The sequence below is a fragment of the Pseudomonas grandcourensis genome, from assembly GCF_039909015.1.
GTDB lineage: Bacteria > Pseudomonadota > Gammaproteobacteria > Pseudomonadales > Pseudomonadaceae > Aquipseudomonas > Aquipseudomonas grandcourensis.
Window position 1 is genome coordinate 6,406,749 of the sequence record NZ_CP150919.1, and the last position, 23,802, is coordinate 6,430,550.

Below are 23,802 nucleotides of genomic sequence, written 5' to 3' on the forward strand. Positions count from 1 at the left end.
ACGCGCCAATGGCGCCCCGGCAAATAAATATTCGATGCAGAACAGACTGCGATTGACCCAGCTTGTTCACGCGCAACATTTTGTCGAGGTGCCAACGGCGCCTCAAAGCTCGACTAATACGAAGGACTGGAACGGCATCGTCGGCGAAAACGCTGAGTTTAGCTGACAAACTCAAAGTTTCTGCCGGTAACCCATGCAACCCGCAGGCCGGTCAAAGGCCTGATAGGCGTGGCCGCCAGTAAAACGGATCAGTATCCTAGCACCCTCTCGCCCGCTGACGCTAAGAACAAGCGGGCAGCCCCAAAGGTTTGAAAACGAATGAATGCTCTTGCCCGCCGCGCCGCAGGCCTGCTGCTCAGCACAGTTTGCCTGCCCCTTTCGGCCCTGGCTGCCGACCCGCAACCCACCCACGAATTCACCCTCGACAACGGTCTGAAGGTGGTCGTGCGTGAAGACCACCGTGCGCCAGTGGTGGTTTCCCAGGTCTGGTACAAGGTCGGCTCCAGCTACGAGACGCCGGGTAATACCGGCCTGTCCCACGCTTTGGAACACATGATGTTCAAGGGCAGCGAAAAAGTCGGCCCCGGTGAAGCCTCGCTGATCCTGCGCGACCTCGGCGCCGAAGAGAACGCATTCACCAGCGATGATTTCACCGCGTACTACCAGGTGCTGGCCCGGGATCGCCTGGGCGTGGCCTTCGAACTGGAAGCCGACCGCATGGCCAGCCTGCGCCTGCCACCTGATGAGTTCGCCAAGGAAATCGAGGTCATCAAGGAAGAACGTCGCCTGCGCACCGACGACAAGCCAATGGCCAAAGCCTACGAGCGCTTCAAGGCCATGGCCTACCCGGCCAGCGGCTATCACACGCCGACCATCGGCTGGATGGCCGACCTTGAGCGGATGAAAGTCGAAGAGCTGCGCCACTGGTACGAAACCTGGTACGTGCCCAACAACGCCACGCTGGTGGTGGTTGGCGATGTCACCCCGGACGAAGTCAAAACCCTGGCCCAACGCTATTTCGGCCCGATCGCCAAGCGTGATGTACCCGCCGCGAAAAAGCCGCTGGAACTGGCCGAACCGGGCGAGCGCCAGATCACTCTGCACGTGCAGACCCAACTGCCTAGCCTGATGCTGGCCTTCAACGTGCCGAGCATCGCCACCGCCGAAGACAAGCGCCTGGTCAATGCCCTGCGCCTGATCTCGGCACTGCTCGACGGCGGCTACAGCGGGCGCATCCCGACGCAACTGGAGCGCGGGGAAGAACTGGTGTCCGGCGGCTCGTCGAGCTACGACGCCTACACCCGCGGCGACAGCCTCTTCACCCTGTCGGCATCGCCAAACTCGCAGAAACACAAGACCATCGCCCAAGCGCATGCTGGTTTGTGGAAGCTGCTCGACCAGCTGAAAACCACGGCGCCAACCGCTGAAGAGCTGGAACGCGTACGCGCACAAGTCATCGCCGGCCTGGTCTTCGAGCGCGACTCGATCACCAGTCAGGCCACGGCCATCGGCCAACTGGAAACCGTCGGCCTGTCATGGAAACTGATGGACACCGAACTGGCCGATCTGGAAAGCGTCACGCCGGAAGATATCCAAAAAGCCGCCAAGCTGTTTTTCACCCGCGAACGTCTCAGCGTCGCCCATGTACTGCCCCTGGAGACGACTCATGAGTGAGCGTAAACCCTCCCGCCTGGCCCTGATCGGCCTGGTCGCCGTCGCCGTTATCGGCTCCGCCGCGTTCTATCTGTCGCGCCCTGACCAAACCAACGCCAGCGAAGCCCTGGACAAGGCCAAGGCCAGCCAGAAACTGCAATCGCTGACCGAGCTCAACGGCAAGGCACCGGCCCACCGCAAGCTGGACGTGCAGACCTGGAACACCGCCGAAGGCACCAAGGTGCTGTTTGTCGAAGCCCATGAGCTGCCGATGTTCGACATGCGCCTGATCTTCGCTGCCGGCAGCAGCCAGGACCGCGATGCACCGGGCGTGGCGGTGTTGACCAACGCCATGCTCAACGAAGGCGTTGCCGGAAAAGACGTCGGTGCCATTGCCCAGGGCTTCGAAGGCCTGGGCGCCGACTTCGGCAACGGCGCTTATAAGGACATGGCAATCGCTTCGCTGCGCAGCCTGAGTGCCAAGGACAAGCGCGAGCCGGCCCTGAAACTGTTCGCCGAAGTCGTCGGCAAACCGACCTTCCCCGCCGACTCGTTTGCCCGCATCAAGAACCAGATGCTCGCCGGTTTCGAATACCAGAAACAGAACCCCGGCAAACTGGCGAGCCTGGAACTGATGAACCGCTTGTACGGCGATCACCCGTACGCGCATTCCAGCGACGGCACGGCGCAAACCGTCCCGGCAATCACCGTGGCCCAACTGCGTGCTTTCCACGAGAAAGCCTACTCAGCCGGTAACGTGGTGATCGCGCTGGTCGGCGACCTGTCCCGCGCGGAAGCCGAAGCGATTGCCGCCCAGGTGTCCGGCGCCCTGCCAAAAGGACCGGCCTTGCCGAAAGTCGCGCAACCGGTCGAGCCCAAGGCCAGCGTCGGCCATATCGAGTTCCCGTCCAAGCAGACCAACCTGATGCTCGCGCAACTGGGCATCGACCGCGACGACCCGGACTACGCAGCGTTGTCCATGGGTAACCAGATTCTCGGTGGCGGCGGCTTCGGCACCCGCCTGATGAGCGAAGTGCGCGAGAAGCGTGGCCTGACTTACGGCGTGTATTCGGGCTTCACCCCGATGCAGGCGCGTGGCCCGTTCATGATCAACCTGCAAACCCGCGCCGAGATGAGTGAAGGCACCCTGAAACTGGTGCAGGATGTACTGGCCGACTACCTTAAAACCGGCCCGACCGAAAAAGAGCTGGACGACGCCAAACGCGAACTGGCCGGCAGCTTCCCGCTGTCTACCGCCAGCAACGCCGATATCGTCGGTCAGTTGGGCGCCATCGGTTTTTACAACTTGCCGTTGAGTCACCTGGAAGACTTCATGCAACAGTCCCAGGCCTTGACCGTCGAGCAGGTCAAAGCCGCCATGAACAAACACCTGAGCACGGACAAGATGGTCATCGTCAGCGCTGGCCCGACCGTGCCGCAAAAGCCGTTACCGGCCCCTACTGATAAACCTTCCGAGCAACCGCTCGGGGTTCCGGAGCATTAATGGCCCATCCTAAAAAACCCGCCAAAAACGTCCATAACGGCGTGAACCAGCTGCGCATCATCGGCGGGGAGTGGCGCAGCCGGAAGCTGAGCTTCCCCGACGCCCCCGGCCTGCGCCCGACGCCGGACCGCGTGCGTGAAACCCTGTTCAACTGGCTCGCGCCTTACGTGCCGGGCGCCAAGGTGCTCGACCCGTTCACCGGCAGCGGCGCGCTGTTCCTCGAAGCCCTGTCCCGTGGCGCGGCCATGGGTCAGGCACTGGATGCCAGCAGCATCGCGGTGTCCAGCCTGAAGGAACACCTGGGCACGCTGCGGTGCACCAACGGCCAGGTCCAGACCGCCGATGCCCTGCGCTACCTGGAAACCCAGAACCCAACGGCCTACGACCTGGTGTTCCTCGATCCGCCGTTCAACCAGAACCTGCTGCCCGTCGTCTGCAAGTTGCTCGAAGAGCGCCAATGGCTGGCCGAAGATGCCTGGGTGTACACCGAAAGCGAGTCGGCGCCGTCGACCCTTGGCCTGCCGGAGAACTGGCGCCTGCACCGAGAGCAGAAATCCGGGCGTGTGCATTACTCGTTGTGGCAGCGCAACACTATACCGTCCACATAACCAAGTTCGGGTGGGCATCCCCCACCCGACACCTTCACAGCAGTCTTAGCAGGAAATATATTTACCCTGGATAGAATTAATACTTGTGAGCATTGTAGGCGAGCGAAATGACTCGCATAACTGCAAATGGACTCGCAAACTATGCAGACAAAATATCCAACTACTCCAACAAAAGAACTCACTCTCGACAACGGCATGAAAGTCATTGTTGCCGAACTCAGTGGCACCACTGAGGCACGCATCGAACTCAACTACAAAGTTAGCCACTGTAACGAACCGCCGGAAAGCGCGGGGATCAACCTCATGCTGGCGTGTGTATTACTCCAAGACAATCAAGACAATCAAGACAATCAAGACAATCAAGACAATCAAGACAATCAAGACAATCAAGATACAGCGTCACCCGATGCCTACGAACTTACTTCGTTTCATCGGGATGACTTTACGTCTTATATACAGCAGGTACTACCTTCCAGGTTAAATGAGGCTTTCAGCCGACACGCCACCATGATGGCAGCACCACAAATGACCGGCGAATCTTTGCAGACACACATAAAACTACGAAATAGCTATCGAGCCGAATGTGATGTTTTTATATCCAACCGCAGCACACCACAGGAAATCAACGAACTACTTTATCCTTTCAGTAGTTATTCCAATATGGCCGATGGCACGCCAACCAGCCTTTCAAACCTTGATATCAATCAATTGCACCAATGGCATCAGCGTTGGTACATGCCCAATAATGCAACACTGGTCGTTGTTGGCAATGTGAACGCAGCCAACGTATTCAAGTTGGCAGAACAGCATTTCTCTGCGATTCAACATAGACCTCTTGAGGTATTCAACTACCCCAAAGAAACTTCCGAACCGGGCAAGCGGCATATCGAACTACGCAAAAACACTAACGTGCCTTTTTCGGTCACAGGCTTCAATTTGCCTGACCGTAACTTCTTCAATGAAGACCCCAAGGCTTTCGGCGCCTTAGGCATCCTCGCGGAGCTTCTGACCAACTACTTCCTGCTAATTCCAGACGGGTGGGGCGTCGCAGGGGTACGATGCTACGAAAATGCGAGCCTTTTTTATCTGAGTGTTACGGCCCTGTCGGCGGATCAAACTCCAAGTCAGTTAGAGCAGGGACTGCACACTTACATAAATGAGCTAAAACGAAGTCCAATCGACACCAAAACCTTGGAACAGGCTCGTGAAAAGAGTCTCGCCCTCTGGGCCAAAAATGAGCAAGATCCTTGGGCTTTACCCGGCATCGTCACCAATTATCATCATTCAAAACTGCCTCTGAGTAACAGGGCGCAGGAATACCAAGCTTTGCTGAGCATCACAACCAAGGACATTCAAGACTTCGCCAACACTTACTTCACAGAGCAGCGAATGACAACAGCCCACATTTTCCCAATGGAAGGTTCGCTGGAATAACGCTCTTGTTCAATTTTCTAGCCTGCCACTGAATTGCAAACAGTGAACCAAGGGGTTGCTGAACCCGCACCGCTCGCAGCCCCACACTGTTCGTGCTCCCAAGCAAGCGAGACACAGTTTCCGTCCAAGCAGACCAACCTGATGCTCGCGCAACTGGGTATCGACCGCTACGCCCCGGACTACGCGGCGTTGTCCATGGGTAACCAGATTCTCGGTGGCGGCGGCTTCGGCACCCGGTTGATGAGCGAAGTGCGCGAGAGGCGTGGCCTGACTTACGGCGTGTATTCGGGCTTCACCCCGATGCAGGCGCGCGACCCGTTCCTGATCAACCTGCAGACCCGCGCCTTCGACCCTGGGCCTGCCGGAGAACTGGCGCCTGCACCGGGAGCAGAAATCCGGGCGTGTGTATTACTCGTTGTGGCAGCGCAGCGCCTGAAATTTTGGCGAGACAACCGCCCCCAAACCGGTTGTGAGGTGCACTACATAGTTACCGCCTGACGTCCTTACAGATCATCCACAGTGGGTTGCGCAATTAACTGCAAACCACTGAGGATGAACACGGATGAACATCTCCCGCAGCACATTTATGCTGCCCTTTATCGCTTGGCTGCCGCTCATGGCCAGCGCGGCGACACCCCCTGCGACGCAAGAATTCGTACTGGATAACGGCCTCAAGGTCGTTGTGCGCGAGGACCACCGCTCCCCCATCGTCACCGCCCAACTCTGGATCAAGGCCGGTTCAAGCTACGAACCACCCGGCCAGTCCGGCCTGTCCCACGCCCTCGAACACATGGTCTACAAAGGCAGCAGCAAGGCCTGCGCCGGCGAGTTCGCGGCGATACTGGATAAACTGGGCGCCCGCCAAAACGCATCTACCGGCACCGACTTCACGGTTTTTTACCAGACACTACCTTCCGGCCGCACAAGCGTCGCTTTCGAAATACTGGCCGATCTGATGAGTACGGCCGAGCTGGATGCACAGGACTTCACGCCGGAGCTCAAGGTCATTCAGGAGGAGCGCCGGATGTACGTTGATGATGAAATCACCGCATCGGCTCAAGAACGACTGAACAGCATTGCCTACCCAGCCAGCGGCTACCGCACCCCGACGATTGGCTGGATGCACGATCTGCAACGAATGAACGCCGTGCAATTGCAGCAGTGGTATCAGGCCTGGTATTCGCCAAACAATGCGACGTTGGTGGTCGTTGGCGATGTTGCACCTGAGCGGATCAAGGTCCTGGCACAGCAGCACTTCGGCCACCTTGAACGGCGCGCGACACCTGTGGCGCCTACCCCCGTCGAGCTGGCTTCTGCCGGTGAACGGTCACTGACCCTGCACGCACCGGTAGCCTCCCCGCGCCTGATCATGAGCTTCAACGCGCCCAGCCTGGCCACGGCACTGGATCGCCGGACCGCCCATGCGCTGCGCCTGCTTGATATGTTACTGGCCGGATCCAGTAGCGCGCGGATCAAACAGCAACTGCAACTGAGCGAGGCGATATTCACCGAGGCCCACTCAGAGTACGACGCCTTCAATCGCGGCGACTCGTTACTGACCATCAGCACACAACTCAACCCGGACAAGCTCAATGACGCTGACGAAGCCCTCGCCCGTCTTTGGCAAGTGATCGAATCACTGAAAAGCAAGGCTCCGGAACCGGCAGAACTGGAGCGCGCGAAAAACCTTGTGATCGCCAACTCGGTTTATGCGCAGGATGATCTGGAAAGGCAGGCCAACACCTTGGGCCTGCTGGAAACCATCGGCCTGGACTGGCGGCTGGCCGATCAGGATACGGATGAGTTGAACAAGGTCACGCCCCGGGAGATTCAAGAGGTCGCAAAGACGTACCTGACGCGTGAGCGCCTGAGTACCGCGAAAATCCTGCCGGAGAAAAACAATGGATAAGCTCAAAGGCCTCATCAATGGATTGATCCTGGCCGGCATGCTGTTGAGTGCACACGCATCTGCCGCTACAACCACGGCGACCCAGAAACCAGTGCTGCAATCGCTCAATGAAACACAGGCTCCGGCGACCCACCGCACACTGCCGATCAAAGGTTACAAAACCCTCAGCGGAACGAAGATCCTGTTCATCCGCACCCCTGGCCTGCCGATGTTCGATGCCCTTGTGAGCTTTGCCGCCGGCAGCGCCCACACCCCGCATCAACCCGGCCTGGCCGCGGTCACCTATAGCCTTTTGAATGAGGGCGTAGCCGGCAAGGACGTCAATGCCATACAGGCGGCGTTCGATAATCTGGGGGCAAGGATGGATATGGGTATCAGCCAGGACCGGACCTGGTTTTCCCTGCGTAGCCTGAGTGACGAATCACGGCGCACTCCAGCCCTGGAACTGTTTGCCCAGGTACTCGGCAAGCCGCTGTTGCCGCAAGAATCCCTGCCTGCGGTGAAATCCCAATTGCAGTACTTTCTGGACCGTGAAGATCAGTCCTCTGCCGCTCAAGCCCGACAAGCGAACCTCGGCCAGCTGTTTCCCGACCACGGTAATGCTCAGTCCCTCTACGGAACCCGGGCCGGGCTTGCCTCCATCACCCGCACCCAGGCTCAAGACTTTCATCGCGAGGCTTATGCCGCGGGCAATGCCCAGATCACACTGGTCGGTGATCTCACCGAGGAAGAAGCCCAGCGTATTGGTACGCAGATATCCGCTGCCTTGCCCCTGGGACCGGCCACTGCCGCGATCCAGCCAGTGACAAGTCCGACGGCCCCGAGCCTGCTGCGCATTGAGCGACCATCGACCCAGGCTTACCTGCGCCTTGCCCAGCCAAGTGACCTGCGGAGCGGTCCGGACTACGTCGCGCTGCAAATGGCCATGCGGGTTTTCACCAACCGGCTGACCAATGAACTCCGTGAACGCCGAGGCTTGACCTACCACGTTAAAGCCGACCTTTCAGCCCTTCAGGCACAAGGGTTACTGACCATTGAATTGCAGACCCGACCAGAGCAGGCCGACGCCGTGCTGGCCCATATCAAGACGATGTTCAGCGACTTTCTCGCCCAAGGGCCGACCCAACAGGAGCTCGAAGACAGCCAACAGCAACTGACCGGTAGCGCGCCGTTGAACAGCGCTACCAATATGCAGATTCTGAGACAGTTGTACGCCATCAGCGTGCACAATCTGCCGCTGGACCTCGACTTTGCCACGCAAGCAGCCTTGAAGCTGAGCCCCGTTTCAATCAAAAGCGCGCTCAATCGGCATCACCACGCCGACCAATGGCGCGTTGTCATCCTGGGGCCGAAGACAGAGCAGCAACCGCTGCCGGCTCCGAGTGAAAGTGCGACCAATGCCATGTGTCGCATGCCTGGCGAGATTGTGGCAAGTTAGACAACCATGATGACGCGGTCGCGGCGCTGCCCCGCCGCGTCTTCGGGCAGACTCATGAACACTTCCACCGAGAATGACTGTGCAACCGCACCCCGCACTGGCCCCACCGCCGTCCTTTACCCCCGCCTTCGGCCTCGGCAATCCGCACTTGCAAACCTTGTGGGGGCCGCTGTGGCGTAAAACCGTGCACATCGGCCGTGAACGCGAACGTCTGTGGCTTGAAGACGGCGACTTTCTCGACCTCGACTGGTACGGCCCGCACAGCGCCGACGCACCCTTGGTGCTGGTGTTGCACGGGCTCACCGGCTCGTCGAATTCACCTTATGTGGCCGGCATGCAAAAAGCCCTGAGCGACCGAGGCTGGGCCAGCGTCGCGCTGAACTGGCGCGGCTGTTCGGGCGAACCCAACCTGTTGCCGCGCAGCTACCATTCCGGCGCCAGCGAAGACCTGGCCGAAACCATCAGGCACTTGCGGGCTAAACGACCGCTCGCGCCACTGTATGCGGTGGGGTACTCCCTGGGCGGTAATGTCCTGCTCAAGCATTTGGGCGAAACCGGCAGCGACAGCGACTTGACGGGCGCCGTGGCGGTGTCGGTGCCGTTCCGCCTGGACCAGTGCGCCGACCGTATCGGCCAAGGCTTCTCCAAGGTTTACCAGGCGCATTTCATGCGCGAGATGGTTGCCTACATCAAGAACAAACAGCGACAGTTCCAGCACGACGGACACGAGGACGGCCTGGCAACCCTGGCGGCCCTCGGATCCCTGGAAAACATGCGCACGTTCTGGGATTTCGACGGTCGCGTCACCGCGCCACTGCACGGATTCGCCGATGCCGAGGATTACTATCGCCGCGCCTCCAGCCGCTATTTCCTTGGCGAAATTCGTACGCCGACCTTGATGATTCAGGCCGCCGACGACCCTTTCGTGTTTCCCCACAGCCTGCCGCACGTCGATGAGTTGTCCGCTTGCACGCAATTCGAACTGCAAGCCAAGGGCGGGCATGTCGGCTTCGTCGATGGCACGCTCAAGCAACCGGGTTACTACCTGGAGCGGCGCATCCCCGAGTGGCTGGCCGCCACAGGGCGCACTTGAATCATGGACGCTGACCAAGGCGAGTCAATCCACTTCTGGCAAACCCCGCCGCTGGCCGGGGTCGAGTTGTTGTCCGCCCGCTACATCGATCATCGTTTCGCCCCCCACGTGCATGACGGCTATGTGATCGGCATGATCATGGCCGGCGCCCAGCGTTATCGCTATCGCGGCGCCGAACACCTGGCAGGCAGCGGCACGCTGGTGCTGATCAACCCCGATGAACTGCACACCGGCCACAAAGGCACCGAGGATGGCTGGCTGTACCGGGCGTTTTATCCGGACAGCGGGCAGATAAATTCGCTGCTGGCCGAACTCGAACTGCCGACCCATCACTTGCCGGCCTTCGGCGCCACGCTGTATCGCGATCAGGATCTGGTGAACGGCTTCTGCCAGCTTCACCACCTGCTGGAAAGCCCCGCCACCGCATTGCAGCAACAAACGGTCTGGCGCGAACTGGTGCTGTCGCTGTTGCAGCGTCATGCGGCGGTGCCCGATGCCGGTAAACCTGGCAAGGAACACCGGGCCGTGAGCCGGGCCAAGGAATTACTGCACGCGCAACTGGCAGCACCGCCCTCACTGGAAGCGCTGGCGACAGCGGTCAACCTCTCGCCATTCCATTTCGCCCGGGTATTCCGCCGCGCCACCGGCATGCCGCCGCACACCTGGCTGATGCAACAACGCATCGCCCAGGCGCGGACGTTGCTGCAACGTGGTTGTTTGCCGCTGGAAGTCGCGATGCAACTGGGGTTTGCCGACCAGAGCCATCTGAGCCGGCAGTTCAAGCAGGTGTATGGGGTTGGACCGGGGGCGTATCGCACAGCCCGGCAGTTACCCGGATCTTGATGACGACGAAAATCCATTGTGGGTTATTGGGTGTTTATTCGCCCGTAGCAATGCCCCGCGCAGGCTCGTTGATCCACTCGCTCCAAGACCCGGCATACAGCGAGCCCAACGGATAACCGGCCAGACACAACGCAAACAGGTTGTGGCACGCCGTCACGCCGGAGCCGCAGTACGCCACAAGATCATTCGGCGAACGAACACCCAGTTTCGCGGCGAAACGCTGCTTGAGCTGATCGGCCGGCAGGAAGCGCCCGTCACTGCCCAGGTTGTCGGTAAACGCCGCACACTGGGCGCCGGGGATGTGCCCGGCAATCGGATCGATCGGTTCCACTTCACCCTTGAAACGTGGCAATGCGCGGGCATCGAGCAGGGTCAGTTCCGGCCGCGCAAGGCGCTTTTGCAGCTGCTCGGCACTGATCAGCAACGCTGTGTCAGGACTGCCGGTGAAGGAACCACGAATGATCGCCGGCGCATCCAGGCTCAGCGGCAGACCGGCCGCGTGCCAGGCCTTGAGACCGCCATCGAGGATGAATACACCATCGCGCTTGCCCAACCACGCCAGCAACCACCAGGCCCGCGCCGCATAGGCACCCGGGCCGTCGTCATACAAAACCACTTCGCTATCGGCATTGATACCCCAGGCTTGCAGGCGCTCGATCAGTTGCCCCGGCTCGGGTAACGGATGACGCCCGGTCACGCCCTTGACCACGGCGCCACTCAAATCACGCTCGAGGTCGGCATAGCTCGAACCGGCGATGTGCCCTTCGGCATAGCTGCGCTGACCGTAATCCGGGTCTTCGAGGGCAAAACGACAATCCAGAATCACCAGCCCCGGCTGGTCCTTTTTCAGGTCCAGGGCTTGCGGGCTGATCAGTTGCGCAATGGGCATAGCGGGCTCCCGTGATTAAGTCGGTCTTGATCCTACTGTACTTCTTCCAGTGCCTGGGCCAGGGGCACGTAAAACTCTTCGAACAAGGCGTTGACCGCATCGCGGGCCTCATCGGTGACGAACCCGGCTTCCAGCACCAGCACCTGATACACCCCGCGTTTAATGGCCTGCTCGCTCAAGTGGCTGGAGTTCTCCCGCGTGGTGCACAGGAAGCGTACCCAGGACGTGAGGATGATCCAGGCATTGAGCGTCAGGGACTCGATCTGCACCTTGTCCATCTTCAGGATACCGGCGGCGACAAAACCTTCGTAGATCGCCGAACCCTGGATCAGGCAGCGCTGGGAGAAGCGTCGATAGCGGTCGGCCAGGTCCGGATCGCTGTCGAGCAAATGTTCGAGATCTCGATGCAGGAAGCGGTAGCGCCACATCGCCGACAGCAGTTCCTTGAGGTAGAAACGTTTGTCTTCCACCGTGGCGGCGCGTCCCTGGGGCGGGCGCAGGAAGCTGTCCACCAGGCTTTCGTACTCGCTGAACAACACGGCGATGATCGCCTGCTTGTTCGGGAAGTGGTAGTACAGGTTGCCCGGGGAAATTTCCATGTGGGCAGCAATGTGGTTGGTACTGATGCTGCGCTCGCCCTGCTGGTTGAACAGCTCCAGGCTGTTCTGCACGATGCGCTCGCTGGTTTTGATCCGTGGGGCCATGGCTTGAGCTTTAATTCAGAGTGCGTTGACGGGCATCTTAGATCTATCCGCGAGCGGATAAAACAAAGCTGTTCCAGGATGTCATTTGACTTTTTAGAGTATAGGCTCTAAAAAATGCTGCATTACAATAAATCCGGAGCCGACCATGACTGCTGAAATTTCCTACCTGCAGAACCTACAGCAGCCGCTGGAAGAGCTTCAGGCCCTGTTCGACGCCCAGCGTGCCGCCTACGCCGCCAACCCGATGCCACCGGCCGCGCAGCGCCAGCAATGGCTCAAGGCGCTAAAGGATTTGTTGAACAATGAACGCCAGGCCCTGATCGATGCGATCAGCCAGGACTTCAGTAATCGCAGCGCAGATGAAACCCTGCTCGCCGAACTGATGCCCAGCCTGCACGGCATCCATTACGCCAGTAAACACCTCAAAGGCTGGATGCGAGCCTCGCGACGCAAGGTGGGCGCAGCCTTCCAGCCCGCTTCGGCCAAAGTGGTTTACCAACCGCTGGGCGTGGTCGGGGTCATCGTGCCGTGGAACTACCCGCTGTACCTGGCCATCGGCCCGTTGGTCGGCGCGCTGTCGGCGGGCAATCGGGTGATGCTCAAGCTCAGTGAGTCGACCCCCGCAACCGGCCTGCTGATGAAGCAACTGCTGGCGCGAATCTTCCCCGAAGACCTGGTTTGCGTGGTCCTGGGCGAGGCGGACATGGGCGTGGCGTTTTCACGCCTGCCGTTCGATCACCTGCTGTTCACCGGCGCCACCAGCATCGGCAAACACGTCATGCGCGCCGCCGCGGAAAACCTGACCCCGGTGACCCTGGAATTGGGTGGCAAGTCCCCGGCCATCGTTTCCCGGGATGTACCACTCAAGGACGCCGCCGAGCGCATCGCCTTCGGCAAAACCTTGAACGCCGGCCAGACCTGCGTGGCCCCGGACTACGTGCTGGTGCCGGAGGATCGCGTCGGAGGTTTCGTCGAAGCCTATCGCACAGCCGTCCGCGGGTTTTATCCGACGCTGGCCGACAACCCGGACTACACCGCGATCATCAATGAGCGACAACTGGCGCGTCTCAACGGTTACGTCAGCGACGCCACCAGCAAGGGCGCGCTGCTGATGCCGCTGTTCGACCAGGGCCAGGGCCGCCGCATGGGCCATAGCCTGCTGCTCAATGTCACGGACGAGATGACGGTGATGCAGGACGAAATCTTCGGGCCGCTGCTGCCGATCGTGCCGTACAAGGATCTGGACCAGGCATTTGCCTACATCAACCAGCGCCCTCGCCCACTGGCGCTGTATTACTTCGGCTACGACAAGCGCGAACAACAGCGCGTGCTGCACGAAACTCATTCCGGTGGCGTGTGCCTGAACGACACCCTGCTGCACGTCGCCCAGGACGACATGCCGTTCGGCGGCATCGGTGCCTCGGGCATGGGTCAATACCACGGCCATGAAGGGTTCCTGACCTTCAGCAAGGCCAAGGGCGTGTTGATCAAACAGCGGTTCAACGCCGCGAAGTTGATCTATCCGCCGTACGGCACATCCATTCAGAAGCTGATCCAGAAGCTGTTCATCCGCTAATGATCATCACCGTCGGGTAATAACAATAATGAACCCCAGCCTGTCCGATACACCCGCGCTGTCACGGCGCGGGTTGCTTAAATTCAGCCTCGGCGCCACAGCTTTCCTCGCCACCGCCGGGCTCGGAGCCAGCCTCAGCGGTTGTTCGTCGAGTGTGCCGGCCAATGGTTTCGTCACGTTACGCAGCGGCGACCTGCTGTTTTTGCGAGCGTTAATCCCGGTCATGCTCGAGGGTGCCGTGACCGCCGAACGGATGCCCGAGGCTGTCGAGGGCACGCTGAAAAGCCTGGATTACAACCTCGCCCACCTGTCGCCGGAAATGCTCAAGCTGACCCAGCAACTGTTCGATGTGCTGGGCATGGCCGTGACCCGCGGGCCGCTGACCGGGGTCTGGGGCAGTTGGGAAAACGCCAGCGCCAACGACATCCGGGCCTTTCTCGATCGCTGGGAAAACAGCTCGTTGAGCCTGTTGCGCATGGGCCACAGCTCCATGTTGCAACTGGTGATGATGGCCTGGTACGGCCGCAAGGAATCGTGGGCGCATTGTGGGTATCCCGGGCCGCCCACTGTTTAAAACTCTGCACAAAACCTGTGGGAGCGTGGCTTGCCCGCGATGGCGCCAGTCGCCTCACCACCGCATCCAAAATAATAAAGAGAACCTGAAAGATGCCCGTACCCGATCCGTTCCGCGAAGGCATGGCCCGAGGCTGGAAAACCTACAACGGCTCGCAACTGACCCAAGACCTGACACTCGAAGCGGACGTGGCGATCATCGGCAGCGGTGCCGGCGGCGGCACCACCGCCGAAATCCTCAGCGCGGCCGGCTACAAAGTGCTGCTGATCGAGGAAGGCCCGCTCAAGACCAGCAGCGACTTCAAGATGCTCGAAGACCAGGCCTACGCCAGCCTTTATCAGGAAGGCATCGGTCGCATGAGCAAGGATGGCGCGATCACCATCCTCCAGGGCCGGGCGGTGGGCGGCACCACGCTGATCAACTGGACTTCCAGTTTCCGCACCCCGGAGCCGACCCTGGAACACTGGGCCAAAGAGCACAACGTCAAGGGCCACAGCCCGGCGGAAATGGCGCCGTGGTTCGAGAAAATGGAGCAGCGCCTGGGCGTCGCGCCGTGGATGGTGCCACCCAACGCCAACAACGATGTGATCCGCAAGGGCTGCGAAGCACTGAATTACTCATGGCACGTCATCCCGCGCAACGTTCGCGGCTGCTGGAACCTCGGCTACTGCGGCATGGGCTGCCCGACCAACGCCAAGCAATCGATGATGGTCACCACCATTCCAGCGACACTGGAAAAAGGGGGTGAACTGCTTTACCTGGCCCGCGCCGAAAAACTTAACATCAGCGGCGACAAGGTCACCGGCCTGCAATGTTCGGCGATGGATGAACGTTGCGTCGCACCGACCGGGCGCACCATCACGGTCAAGGCGCGGCATTTCGTGCTGGCCGGTGGAGGCATCAACAGCCCGGCCTTGCTGATGCGCTCCGGAGCACCCGACCCGCACAAGCGCCTGGGGAAACGTACGTTCCTGCACCCGGTAAACATGTCCGCCGCGTTGTTCGACGAAGTGGTCAACCCCTTCTACGGCGCGCCGCAGTCGATCTATTCCGACCATTTCCAATGGCAGGACGGCACCACGGGCAAGATGTCCTACAAACTGGAAGTCCCGCCCCTGCACCCGGCGCTGGCCACGACATTGCTTGGTGGTTTCGGTCAGGAAAACTCGCAGCACATGGCCAATCTGGCCCATACCCACGCCATGCTGGCGTTGCTGCGGGACGGTTTTCACCCTGACAGCCCCGGTGGCAGCGTCGAATTGCGCAGCGATGACACGCCGGTGCTGGACTACCAGTTATCACCCTACGCCTGGGATGGATTGCGCCGGGCGTTCCATACCATGGCCGAGATCCAGTTTGCCGGTGGCGCCAAGGCCGTGATGCCGATGCACGCCGACGCCCGCTACGTGAAGACCCTCGCCGAAGCGCGCACACTGATCGACGGCCTGAGCCTGGAGTTGTATCGCACACGCCTGGGCAGCGCCCATGTGATGGGTGGTTGCGCCATGGGTGAAGACCCGACAATCGCGGTGACCGACAGCCTCGGCCGGCATCATCAACTGGGCAATCTGTCGATTCACGATGGTTCGCTGTTCCCCACCAGCATTGGCGCCAACCCGCAGCTGTCGGTCTACGGACTGACGGCGCAACTGGCGACATCTTTGGCCGAACGTTTAAAAAACCCATGAAAATAACGATAATTCCCATCGTCTATAGTGCTTTCTTACCCAACGGGCGACTTGGCCGACCGGGAAGGCTGCGATACCATCCGACTCCCCAACGGATTCCCGCCAGGACGACGCGATGAACCGAGTGTTGTACCCAGGTACCTTCGACCCTATTACCAAGGGCCATGGCGATCTGGTCGAACGCGCCTCGCGCCTGTTCGATCACGTGATCATCGCCGTCGCCGCGAGCCCGAAGAAAAACCCGCTGTTTCCTCTGGAACAACGGGTGGAACTGGCGCGCGAGGTCACTAAACATCTGCCGAACGTTGAAGTCGTCGGCTTCTCGACGCTGCTGGCGCACTTTGCCAAAGAGAAGAACGCCAATGTGTTCCTGCGCGGATTGCGCGCGGTGTCGGACTTCGAATACGAATTCCAGCTGGCCAACATGAACCGCCAACTGGCACCGGATGTGGAAAGCCTGTTCCTTACCCCGTCCGAGCGCTACTCGTTCATTTCCTCGACGCTGGTCCGTGAAATCGCAGCCCTGGGCGGCGATATCACCAAGTTCGTGCACCCTGTCGTGGCGGACGCACTGACCGAGCGTTTCAAGAAGTAAACACCGCTCAAGCGGCGCCCGCGTGCACTGCGGGCGCCAATGCGGCACAATTAGGCGCATTGGTTTATTGCGCCCGGGCTTGCCGCCCCGGCTGGAGTTAGCATGTCCCTGATCATCACCGACGATTGCATCAACTGCGACGTCTGCGAACCCGAGTGCCCGAACGCCGCCATTTCCCAAGGCGAAGAGATCTACGTGATCGACCCGAACCTGTGCACCCAGTGTGTCGGCCACTACGACGAACCGCAGTGCCAGCAGGTCTGCCCGGTGGATTGCATTCCACTGGACGAGGCTCATCCGGAGACTGAAGAACAGCTGATGGAGAAGTACCGGAAGATTACCGGCAAGGCTTGAGACTTCTGGCGCCTGTCAGGCCGCCATCGCGAGCAAGCTCGCTCCCACACTGGATCTGCGTCGTACACAAATCCCCTGTGGGAGCGAGCTTGCTCGCGAAGGCGTCATCAGCCTCGCTGAAAATCTAACTGACTTTCAACTCTGACAACGCGGGCAAAAAACGCTGGCGCGCTGCCCGAGCTTCACTTCCCGCAGCCCCGTGCCACAGACCTTGCAGTGTTCACCGCCACGGCCGTAAACGAACAGCTCCTGCTGGAAATAACCTGGCTGACCGTCACCACCGATAAAGTCCCGCAACGTGGTACCACCGCGCTCGATGGCGGCCGCCAGGATGCGCTTGATCTCGATGGCCAGCTTCAAGTAACGCGCACGGGAAATGCTCTTGGCTTCGCGGCGCGGGTCGATCCCGGCGGCGAACAACGCTTCGGTCGCATAGATATTGCCGACGCCCACCACCACCGCGTTATCCATGATGAACGGCTTGACCGCCATCGAACGTCCGCGGGACTGCTGGAACAATCGTTCGCCGTCGAACAGGTCGGTCAGCGGTTCCGGCCCCAGGCGAATCAGCAATTCGTGATTAAGCGGGTCGAGGCTCCAGAGCATTGCGCCGAAGCGCCGCGGGTCGGTGTAACGCAGTGCCAGGCCCGATTCCAGTTCGATGTCCACATGCTCATGCTTGGCCGCCGGTAGCCCGGCTTCCACCAGACGCAAATTGCCTGACATGCCCAAGTGGCTGATCAAGGTGCCGACTTCGGCATTGATCAACAGATACTTGGCACGCCGCTCCACCAGTACGATGCGCTGCCCGGACAACCGCACATCGAGGTCTTCGGGAATGGGCCAGCGCAAGCGCCGCTCACGCACGATCACCCGGCTGACACGCTGACCTTCCAGGTACGGCGCGATACCGCGACGGGTAGTTTCGACTTCTGGCAATTCAGGCATGGTGCTCTCGGCTCAGGCGCATGGCCAGTAAGGTTCCGACACTCAGCGATGAGTGCCGAGGTCGCGGATCGTCTGCTTGAGGGTCTCGAAGTCGTAGTCCGAGAGGCCGACATAATCGAGCACCAGCGGCGCGATGCTGTTCCACTCGTGATCTTCGGCCTGATTGCCCAGCACCCGGTACGACGCGCAAATGTGCTCGGCCATTTTCAGGATCGCCAGCAGGTTCTTCAGCGAACTGTTGCGCGAAGATTCATCGCTGAATACCGCCAACGCATTGTGATGATTGGCGATCGCCGCGCTCACGTGTTCTGGCAGGCGCCAGGACTTGGCCGTGTAATACCCGACCACCGAGTGATTGGTATTGAACACCTGATTCTCCGTATCCACCACCCGGCATTCGGCGCTGGCGTTGGCATAGGCCTGCTCCAGAACGCCCATATAGTCGGGGAAACGCTGGAGCATCAAGGGCACGCCGCAGTCGTGGAACAGGCCCAGGGCATAAGCTTCGTCGCCATTTTCAACGCCGATGCGCTTGGCCAGAGTCAGGCAGGTCATGGCCACGTCCTGAGCGGTGTCCCAGAAACGGTTCAGGGTGACAATGGTGTCGTCGTTCATCTCGCCCTTGATCGACTGCGCATTGATCAGGTTGATGATCGAACGACTGCCCAGCAGATTCACCGCGCGCTGGATCGAAGCGATCTTGTTGCTCAGCCCGTAATACGGCGAATTGACGATCTTCAGCAGGGAACCGGAAAGCCCCGGATCCTGGGAGATCAGTTTGGCAATGACTTCCAGATCCGGGTCGGGCATGTACTGCTCCATCTGCAAATCCACCATGATTTGCGGCTGGGCCGGTACGCTGATGCCCTGCAGGGCTTGTTGGATCTGTTCGGAAGTCAGCTCTTGGGACATTTGTGCACACTCTGGGTCAGACGGCGATTCTAACCCTTATGAAGTTGGATCCGACATACCAAATCGCAAGACAACCCTCGCCACATGTCCACTTGCAGGCCAATCCCGGGGCTCAACACGCTATACTCCCGCTCTTTTTTCCGGAGCGACGACATGTCCCTGCCTAGCCTGCGCCTCAAAGCCAACGCCGACCGTCGTCTGCGCAACGGTCACTTGTGGGTCTACAGCAACGAAATCGATGTAGCCGCTACACCTTTGCACGGTTTCAAGGCCGGCGACCAGGCGATCCTCGAAGCCGCCGGCGGCAAGCCGCTGGGCATCGTTGCCATGAGCCCGAACAACCTGATCTGCGCCCGCGTGCTGTCGCGCGACATCAAGTTGCCGCTGGACAAATCGCTGCTGGTGCACCGCCTGAACGTGGCCCTGTCACTGCGCGATCGCCTGTTCGACAAGCCGTTCTATCGCCTGGTCTACGGCGACTCCGACCTGCTGCCAGGCCTGGTGGTCGACCGTTTCGGCGACATCCTGGTGGTACAGATCGCCTCGGCGACCATGGAAGCCCATAAAGACGACGTGATTGCAGCGCTGACCCAAGTGCTCAAGCCAAGCGGCATCCTGTTCAAGAACGACTCCGCTGCCCGTGATGCCGAAGGCCTCACCCGCTACGTCGAAACCGTATTCGGCCTGGTGCCGGAGTGGGTTGCCCTCGAAGAGAACGGCGTGAAATTCGAAGCCCCGGTCATCCAGGGCCAGAAAACCGGCTGGTTCTACGACCACCGCATGAACCGCGCCCGCCTGGCACCCTATGCCAAGGGCAAGCGCGTACTCGACCTCTACAGCTACATCGGCGGCTGGGGCGTGCAGGCTGCCGCGTTCGGCGCCAGTGAAGTGTTCTGCGTCGATGCTTCGGCCTTCGCCCTCGACGGCGTCGAGCGCAACGCCGCACTGAACGGCTTCGCCGAGAAAATGACCTGCATCGAAGGCGACGTGTTCGAAGCCCTCAAAGAGCTGAAAGCCAGCGAAGAACGCTTCGACGTGATCGTGGCCGACCCGCCGGCGTTCATCAAACGCAAAAAAGACATGAAGAACGGCGAAGGCGCCTACCGCCGCCTGAACGAGCAAGCCATGCGCCTGCTCACCAAGGACGGCATCCTGGTCAGCGCATCGTGCTCGATGCACCTGCCGGAAGACGACCTGCAGAACATCCTGCTGACCAGCGCCCGCCACCTGGACCGCAATATCCAGATCTTGGAGCGTGGCGGTCAGGGTCCGGATCATCCGGTGCATCCGGCTATCGCTGAAACCCGCTACATCAAGAGCATTACTTGCCGGTTGCTGCCGAATAGCTAAAACGCAAACCTCTGTAGGAGCGAGCTCGCTCCTACAGAGGTTCCCGGCATCAAAACAGGAAGCCTCCTACAGCGCCTTTGATTGAACTCCCTGCGTCCCAGACTAGTATCGGTTTCTGGTTTCAAGCATGAACGCTTGATCACTCCGGAAAACAAAAACAATGTCTGAGTCCTCTTACCCAGCTCTAAGTGGCGACCTGAAACGCCAACGAGTCTCCCGCTTTATCCTGATTACCAATATCTCGTTAATCAGTTTTTTCCCGCTGAACATCCTCCTGCCTTCTTTTCCTGCCTTGGCCGCGAAGTTCGACAGTTCAACCGCTGACATCGCCCTTTCCATCAGTCTGTTCACGCTGGTTTTTGCGTTTTCTCAATTAATAACCGGCCCGCTTTCAGACAAGTGGGGACGCAAGGACGTTCTTCTTGGTTGCATCGTTGTTTCTACCCTCGGCTCGATAGGCTGCGCGTTGGCGACGGACTTCCCAAGCTTCCTGGCGTTTCGTGCAGTCCAAGCCATCGGGTGTGGTTTTTTTGTGCTGGGTCATGCACTGGTGGAGGATTTGTTCGACGAACAGGACAGGGCCCGGGTGCGCATTTATTACATGACGCTGAGCGGCTCCTTTGTTGCACTGGCACCGCTGATAGGCTCGTGGCTACAAACCACTTTCGATTGGCAGGGTAGTTTTTATGGTTTTGCGCTCATGGCGCTCGGCATGCTGATCCATGCCCAACTGATACTGCCTTCCAAGGCAGCCCTCACGGAAAAAACACCCGTTTCAGTCATCCGTACGCTGAAATCCATCGCTGGAAATCAAGACTTCATCCGCTATTGGTGGATAGCCGCGTTAGTGTTCGCTTGTTATTTCGCGTTGATCAGCGTGACACCGCTGATTTTCATGGATGAGTTGAAACTGTCCGAGTACCAGTACGCGTGGGTACTTATGGTGTATGGGGTCGCCTATTTCCTGGGTGGAGTCGTTGCTACCACCGTGCAGAAACATATCTCCCTCTCTGTGCAAATCAACATCGGCCTCGGATTACTGGGTGCCGCCGGCCTATTGTTGGCGTTGATCATCCGTTATGAGGCGATGACAACCATCACCCTGCTCATACCGATGGTGATCAGTGCTCTGGCGGTCACCCTGGTACGGCCTGCCGCCATTTCCGCAGCCATGTTGCTGTTCTCAAACAGCGCAGGGACGGCAGCATCCGCAGGCAACAGCATCATGTTCATTACCGCCGCCGTCAGCAGCGCCGTCCTCGCACAAACAGGGGACAATTTGCTGATGACCATTGCTGTCAGCTACATCGTGTTCAGTCTTTGGGGTTTGCTGACGAATGCCAGGATCGGGCGCTGACTGTAGGAGCGAGCTTGTTCGCGAAGAGCTTCAACGATAAAGCAGCGCGTCTGGTAGCCAGCGTTGTCTGTGGTTTTTTCGCGAGCAAGCTCGCTCCCACAGAAAATCGGTCCATGTGAAGTTCCGCAGGCCTGCCCGCACGTCTTGTGAATGCTGCCTCCGCGCTTGCAGCCATTCCCTCCAGCCGCCAGCCGTGTAGAATCGCGAACATTCATCGCCAGTCATCCCCGGCGGGTTTATGAGCTCAAGCTGAAGCGCGCGGCGATCCCGCAAAGTTATCGGCAACTTCCGGACACGCGGCCATTTCTGAGTGTTCCAGACGTCAATAGAAGCTCACTTCCCTTTTGATACCTGATTAGCCGCCCGGAGTGCTTCATGCCTGATTACCGCTCGAAAACATCCACCCACGGCCGCAACATGGCCGGCGCCCGCGCACTGTGGCGCGCCACGGGGATGAAAGATGACGACTTCAAGAAGCCGATCATCGCCATTGCCAACTCCTTTACCCAGTTCGTACCGGGCCACGTGCACCTCAAGGACCTGGGCCAACTGGTCGCCCGCGAGATCGAACGCGCTGGCGGCGTGGCGAAGGAATTCAACACCATCGCTGTCGATGACGGCATCGCCATGGGCCACGACGGCATGCTCTATTCGCTGCCGAGCCGCGAAATCATCGCCGACTCCGTCGAGTACATGGTCAACGCCCACTGCGCCGATGCAATCGTCTGCATTTCCAACTGCGACAAGATCACCCCTGGCATGCTGATGGCGTCCCTGCGCCTGAACATCCCGGTGATCTTCGTCTCCGGCGGCCCGATGGAAGCCGGCAAGACCAAACTCGCCTCCCATGGCCTCGACCTGGTCGACGCCATGGTGATCGCCGCCGACTCCAGCGCTTCTGACGAGAAAGTTGCCGAGTACGAGCGTAGCGCCTGCCCGACCTGCGGTTCGTGCTCCGGCATGTTCACCGCCAACTCGATGAACTGCCTGGTCGAAGCGCTGGGCCTGGCCTTGCCGGGCAACGGTTCGACCCTGGCCACCCACAGCGACCGCGAGCAGCTGTTCCTGCAGGCCGGCCGCACCATCGTCGAGCTGTGCAAGCGTTACTACGGCGAGAACGACGAGTCGGTATTGCCGCGCAACATCGCCAACTTCCAGGCGTTCGAAAACGCCATGACCCTGGACATCGCCATGGGCGGTTCCACCAACACCATCCTGCACTTGCTGGCCGCAGCCCAGGAAGCCGAGATCGATTTCGACCTGCGCGACATCGACCGTCTGTCCCGTCACGTGCCGCAACTGTGCAAGGTCGCGCCGAACATCCAGAAGTACCACATGGAAGACGTGCACCGCGCTGGCGGGATCTTCAGCATCCTCGGTTCGCTGGCCCGTGGCGGCTTGCTGCACACCCAGCTGCCGACCGTTCACAGCCGCAGCATGGAAGAAGCCATCGCAAAGTGGGACATCACCCAGACCAACGACGAAGCGGTGCACCACTTCTTCAAGGCCGGTCCTGCGGGCATCCCGACGCAAACTGCGTTCAGCCAGTCGACCCGCTGGGAAACCCTGGACGACGACCGTGAAAACGGCTGCATCCGCAGTGTCGAGCACGCTTACTCGCAAGAAGGCGGCCTGGCCGTGCTCTACGGCAACATCGCCCTGGACGGTTGCGTGGTGAAAACCGCCGGCGTCGACGAGTCGATCCACGTGTTCGAAGGCAACGCCAAGATCTTCGAAAGCCAGGACAGCGCCGTGCGCGGCATCCTCGCCGATGAAGTGAAGGAAGGCGACATCGTCATCATTCGCTACGAAGGCCCGAAAGGCGGCCCGGGCATGCAGGAAATGCTCTACCCGACTTCGTACCTGAAATCCAAAGGCCTGGGCAAAGCCTGCGCCCTGCTCACCGACGGCCGTTTCTCTGGCGGTACCTCCGGTCTGTCCATCGGCCACGCTTCGCCTGAAGCAGCTGCTGGCGGCGCGATCGGCCTGGTGCAGGACGGCGACAAGGTGCTGATCGACATTCCGAACCGCTCGATCAACCTGTTGGTCAGCGATGAAGAACTGGCTGCACGCCGAGTCGAGCAGGACAAGAAAGGCTGGAAACCGGTGGAAGTTCGTCCGCGTAAGGTGACCACGGCTTTGAAGGCTTACGCCCTGCTGGCTACCAGCGCCGACAAGGGTGCGGTGCGTAACAAGGCGATGCTTGACGGGCTGTAAGCGTCGGTTGCCTGAATAAAAATGCCCCGCCCAGTGCGGGGCATTTTTTTTGGATCAATTATTAGCCGATTACATCTAGCCTTGACTTTTCTAACTTGCCAACTCAAAACACTCGACATCAGGGAATCAAAGGCAAGAGTTCGTCATTCGTCGGAA

General features: G+C 59.8%; 20 protein-coding genes and 2 pseudogenes. 18 read left to right on the forward strand and 4 right to left on the reverse strand.

What is annotated here, in order from left to right; genetic code table 11:
• Nucleotides 1-318 precede the first annotated feature (318 nt).
• The 10 genes and pseudogenes from AABM52_RS28880 to AABM52_RS28925 all read left to right on the forward strand — a co-directional run bounded on the left by AABM52_RS28880 (nucleotide 319) and on the right by AABM52_RS28925 (nucleotide 10,482).
• Nucleotides 319-1,674: a pitrilysin family protein gene (locus tag AABM52_RS28880; protein WP_347909593.1), complete on the forward strand. Its 1,356-nt coding sequence runs from the start codon at nucleotides 319-321 to the stop codon at nucleotides 1,672-1,674.
• Nucleotides 1,667-3,157, forward strand: coding sequence for a pitrilysin family protein (locus AABM52_RS28885; RefSeq protein ID WP_347909595.1), 1,491 nt, complete (start codon nucleotides 1,667-1,669; stop codon nucleotides 3,155-3,157). Before AABM52_RS28880 ends, AABM52_RS28885 begins: the two co-directional genes overlap by 8 nt.
• Complete coding sequence (gene rsmD / locus AABM52_RS28890) at nucleotides 3,157-3,765, forward strand: 16S rRNA (guanine(966)-N(2))-methyltransferase RsmD (protein ID WP_347909596.1); 609 nt, start codon at nucleotides 3,157-3,159, stop codon at nucleotides 3,763-3,765. The genes AABM52_RS28885 and rsmD (AABM52_RS28890) overlap by 1 nt, the downstream gene beginning before the upstream one ends.
• Nucleotides 3,766-3,906: 141 nt before the next feature.
• Nucleotides 3,907-5,199 (forward strand): insulinase family protein, encoded by a 1,293-nt coding sequence (locus AABM52_RS28895; protein WP_347909597.1) that lies wholly within the window; start codon nucleotides 3,907-3,909, stop codon nucleotides 5,197-5,199.
• A 114-nt stretch (nucleotides 5,200-5,313) separates the two neighbouring features.
• Nucleotides 5,314-5,544: pseudogene (locus AABM52_RS28900) on the forward strand (insulinase family protein); the annotation flags it as partial.
• Nucleotides 5,540-5,635: pseudogene (gene rsmD, locus AABM52_RS28905) on the forward strand (16S rRNA (guanine(966)-N(2))-methyltransferase RsmD); the annotation flags it as partial. The pseudogenes AABM52_RS28900 and rsmD (AABM52_RS28905), both read left to right, overlap by 5 nt.
• A 126-nt stretch (nucleotides 5,636-5,761) precedes the next feature.
• The gene (locus tag AABM52_RS28910; RefSeq protein ID WP_347909598.1) at nucleotides 5,762-7,108 is read left to right on the forward strand and encodes a pitrilysin family protein; all 1,347 of its coding nucleotides are present in this window, start codon (nucleotides 5,762-5,764) and stop codon (nucleotides 7,106-7,108) included.
• Nucleotides 7,101-8,546 carry a pitrilysin family protein gene (locus tag AABM52_RS28915; RefSeq protein WP_347909599.1) on the forward strand — a complete coding sequence of 482 codons (1,446 nt, stop codon included), beginning with the start codon at nucleotides 7,101-7,103 and terminating at the stop codon, nucleotides 8,544-8,546. The genes AABM52_RS28910 and AABM52_RS28915 overlap by 8 nt, the downstream gene beginning before the upstream one ends.
• Nucleotides 8,547-8,643: 97 nt before the next feature.
• Nucleotides 8,644-9,639: a hydrolase gene (locus AABM52_RS28920; RefSeq protein ID WP_347912703.1), complete on the forward strand. Its 996-nt coding sequence runs from the start codon at nucleotides 8,644-8,646 to the stop codon at nucleotides 9,637-9,639.
• 3 nt (nucleotides 9,640-9,642) lie between these two features.
• A complete protein-coding gene (locus AABM52_RS28925; protein WP_347909600.1) occupies nucleotides 9,643-10,482 on the forward strand; it encodes an AraC family transcriptional regulator in 840 nt (279 codons plus the stop codon).
• A 34-nt stretch (nucleotides 10,483-10,516) separates the two neighbouring features.
• On the opposite strand, the gene AABM52_RS28930 is transcribed toward AABM52_RS28925, so the two are convergent.
• Both AABM52_RS28930 and AABM52_RS28935 read right to left on the reverse strand, forming a co-directional pair.
• The gene (locus AABM52_RS28930; RefSeq protein ID WP_347909601.1) at nucleotides 10,517-11,371 is read right to left on the reverse strand and encodes a sulfurtransferase; all 855 of its coding nucleotides are present in this window, start codon (nucleotides 11,369-11,371) and stop codon (nucleotides 10,517-10,519) included.
• 32 nt (nucleotides 11,372-11,403) lie between these two features.
• Nucleotides 11,404-12,075 (reverse strand): TetR/AcrR family transcriptional regulator, encoded by a 672-nt coding sequence (locus AABM52_RS28935; RefSeq protein ID WP_347909602.1) that lies wholly within the window; start codon nucleotides 12,073-12,075, stop codon nucleotides 11,404-11,406.
• A gap of 145 nt (nucleotides 12,076-12,220) precedes the next feature.
• Between AABM52_RS28935 and AABM52_RS28940 the strand changes: the two genes are divergently transcribed.
• The 5 genes from AABM52_RS28940 to AABM52_RS28960 all read left to right on the forward strand — a co-directional run bounded on the left by AABM52_RS28940 (nucleotide 12,221) and on the right by AABM52_RS28960 (nucleotide 16,862).
• Nucleotides 12,221-13,651, forward strand: a complete 1,431-nt coding sequence (locus AABM52_RS28940) for a coniferyl aldehyde dehydrogenase (protein ID WP_347909603.1) — start codon at nucleotides 12,221-12,223, stop codon at nucleotides 13,649-13,651.
• 28 nt (nucleotides 13,652-13,679) lie between these two features.
• Nucleotides 13,680-14,225, forward strand: a complete 546-nt coding sequence (locus tag AABM52_RS28945; protein WP_347909604.1) for a twin-arginine translocation pathway signal protein — start codon at nucleotides 13,680-13,682, stop codon at nucleotides 14,223-14,225.
• Nucleotides 14,226-14,317: 92 nt separating this feature from the next.
• Entirely contained in the window at nucleotides 14,318-15,913 is a 1,596-nt protein-coding gene (locus tag AABM52_RS28950; protein ID WP_347909605.1) for a GMC family oxidoreductase, read from the forward strand.
• Nucleotides 15,914-16,028: 115 nt separating this feature from the next.
• Nucleotides 16,029-16,508, forward strand: a complete 480-nt coding sequence (coaD, locus tag AABM52_RS28955) for a pantetheine-phosphate adenylyltransferase (RefSeq protein WP_046039203.1) — start codon at nucleotides 16,029-16,031, stop codon at nucleotides 16,506-16,508.
• A 102-nt stretch (nucleotides 16,509-16,610) separates the two neighbouring features.
• Nucleotides 16,611-16,862: a YfhL family 4Fe-4S dicluster ferredoxin gene (locus AABM52_RS28960; protein ID WP_003195146.1), complete on the forward strand. Its 252-nt coding sequence runs from the start codon at nucleotides 16,611-16,613 to the stop codon at nucleotides 16,860-16,862.
• Nucleotides 16,863-16,997: 135 nt separating this feature from the next.
• Here AABM52_RS28960 and mutM read toward each other — a convergent pair whose 3' ends face one another.
• The gene (mutM, locus tag AABM52_RS28965; protein ID WP_007995486.1) at nucleotides 16,998-17,810 is read right to left on the reverse strand and encodes a bifunctional DNA-formamidopyrimidine glycosylase/DNA-(apurinic or apyrimidinic site) lyase; all 813 of its coding nucleotides are present in this window, start codon (nucleotides 17,808-17,810) and stop codon (nucleotides 16,998-17,000) included.
• 42 nt (nucleotides 17,811-17,852) lie between these two features.
• Entirely contained in the window at nucleotides 17,853-18,722 is an 870-nt protein-coding gene (locus AABM52_RS28970; RefSeq protein ID WP_347909606.1) for an HDOD domain-containing protein, read from the reverse strand.
• A 153-nt stretch (nucleotides 18,723-18,875) separates the two neighbouring features.
• Here AABM52_RS28970 and AABM52_RS28975 point away from each other — a divergent pair, with 153 nt between their 5' ends.
• From AABM52_RS28975 to ilvD, 3 genes are all read left to right on the forward strand, one after another.
• A complete protein-coding gene (locus AABM52_RS28975; RefSeq protein ID WP_046039197.1) occupies nucleotides 18,876-20,072 on the forward strand; it encodes a class I SAM-dependent rRNA methyltransferase in 1,197 nt (398 codons plus the stop codon).
• Between the two features lie 160 nt (nucleotides 20,073-20,232).
• Nucleotides 20,233-21,429 (forward strand): MFS transporter, encoded by a 1,197-nt coding sequence (locus AABM52_RS28980; protein ID WP_347909607.1) that lies wholly within the window; start codon nucleotides 20,233-20,235, stop codon nucleotides 21,427-21,429.
• A gap of 375 nt (nucleotides 21,430-21,804) precedes the next feature.
• A complete protein-coding gene (ilvD, locus tag AABM52_RS28985; protein WP_008048311.1) occupies nucleotides 21,805-23,646 on the forward strand; it encodes a dihydroxy-acid dehydratase in 1,842 nt (613 codons plus the stop codon).
• Nucleotides 23,647-23,802: the final 156 nt, after the last annotated feature.

Bases quoted from the DNA above. Each gene is read 5' to 3' on its own strand.
- AABM52_RS28980 (WP_347909607.1), top strand. From the start codon at position 20,233: ATGTCTGAGTCCTCTTACCCAGCTCTAAGTGGCGACCTGAAACGCCAA.
- AABM52_RS28925 (WP_347909600.1), top strand. From the start codon at position 9,643: ATGGACGCTGACCAAGGCGAGTCAATCCACTTCTGGCAAACCCCGCCG.
- rsmD (WP_347909596.1), top strand. From the start codon at position 3,157: ATGGCCCATCCTAAAAAACCCGCCAAAAACGTCCATAACGGCGTGAAC.
- AABM52_RS28935 (WP_347909602.1), bottom strand. From the start codon at position 12,075: ATGGCCCCACGGATCAAAACCAGCGAGCGCATCGTGCAGAACAGCCTG.
- AABM52_RS28940 (WP_347909603.1), top strand. From the start codon at position 12,221: ATGACTGCTGAAATTTCCTACCTGCAGAACCTACAGCAGCCGCTGGAA.
- AABM52_RS28915 (WP_347909599.1), top strand. From the start codon at position 7,101: ATGGATAAGCTCAAAGGCCTCATCAATGGATTGATCCTGGCCGGCATG.
- AABM52_RS28895 (WP_347909597.1), top strand. From the start codon at position 3,907: ATGCAGACAAAATATCCAACTACTCCAACAAAAGAACTCACTCTCGAC.
- AABM52_RS28950 (WP_347909605.1), top strand. From the start codon at position 14,318: ATGCCCGTACCCGATCCGTTCCGCGAAGGCATGGCCCGAGGCTGGAAA.
- mutM (WP_007995486.1), bottom strand. From the start codon at position 17,810: ATGCCTGAATTGCCAGAAGTCGAAACTACCCGTCGCGGTATCGCGCCG.
- ilvD (WP_008048311.1), top strand. From the start codon at position 21,805: ATGCCTGATTACCGCTCGAAAACATCCACCCACGGCCGCAACATGGCC.
- AABM52_RS28930 (WP_347909601.1), bottom strand. From the start codon at position 11,371: ATGCCCATTGCGCAACTGATCAGCCCGCAAGCCCTGGACCTGAAAAAG.
- AABM52_RS28945 (WP_347909604.1), top strand. From the start codon at position 13,680: ATGAACCCCAGCCTGTCCGATACACCCGCGCTGTCACGGCGCGGGTTG.
- AABM52_RS28970 (WP_347909606.1), bottom strand. From the start codon at position 18,722: ATGTCCCAAGAGCTGACTTCCGAACAGATCCAACAAGCCCTGCAGGGC.
- AABM52_RS28960 (WP_003195146.1), top strand. From the start codon at position 16,611: ATGTCCCTGATCATCACCGACGATTGCATCAACTGCGACGTCTGCGAA.
- AABM52_RS28885 (WP_347909595.1), top strand. From the start codon at position 1,667: ATGAGTGAGCGTAAACCCTCCCGCCTGGCCCTGATCGGCCTGGTCGCC.
- coaD (WP_046039203.1), top strand. From the start codon at position 16,029: ATGAACCGAGTGTTGTACCCAGGTACCTTCGACCCTATTACCAAGGGC.
- AABM52_RS28910 (WP_347909598.1), top strand. From the start codon at position 5,762: ATGAACATCTCCCGCAGCACATTTATGCTGCCCTTTATCGCTTGGCTG.
- AABM52_RS28880 (WP_347909593.1), top strand. From the start codon at position 319: ATGAATGCTCTTGCCCGCCGCGCCGCAGGCCTGCTGCTCAGCACAGTT.
- AABM52_RS28975 (WP_046039197.1), top strand. From the start codon at position 18,876: ATGTCCCTGCCTAGCCTGCGCCTCAAAGCCAACGCCGACCGTCGTCTG.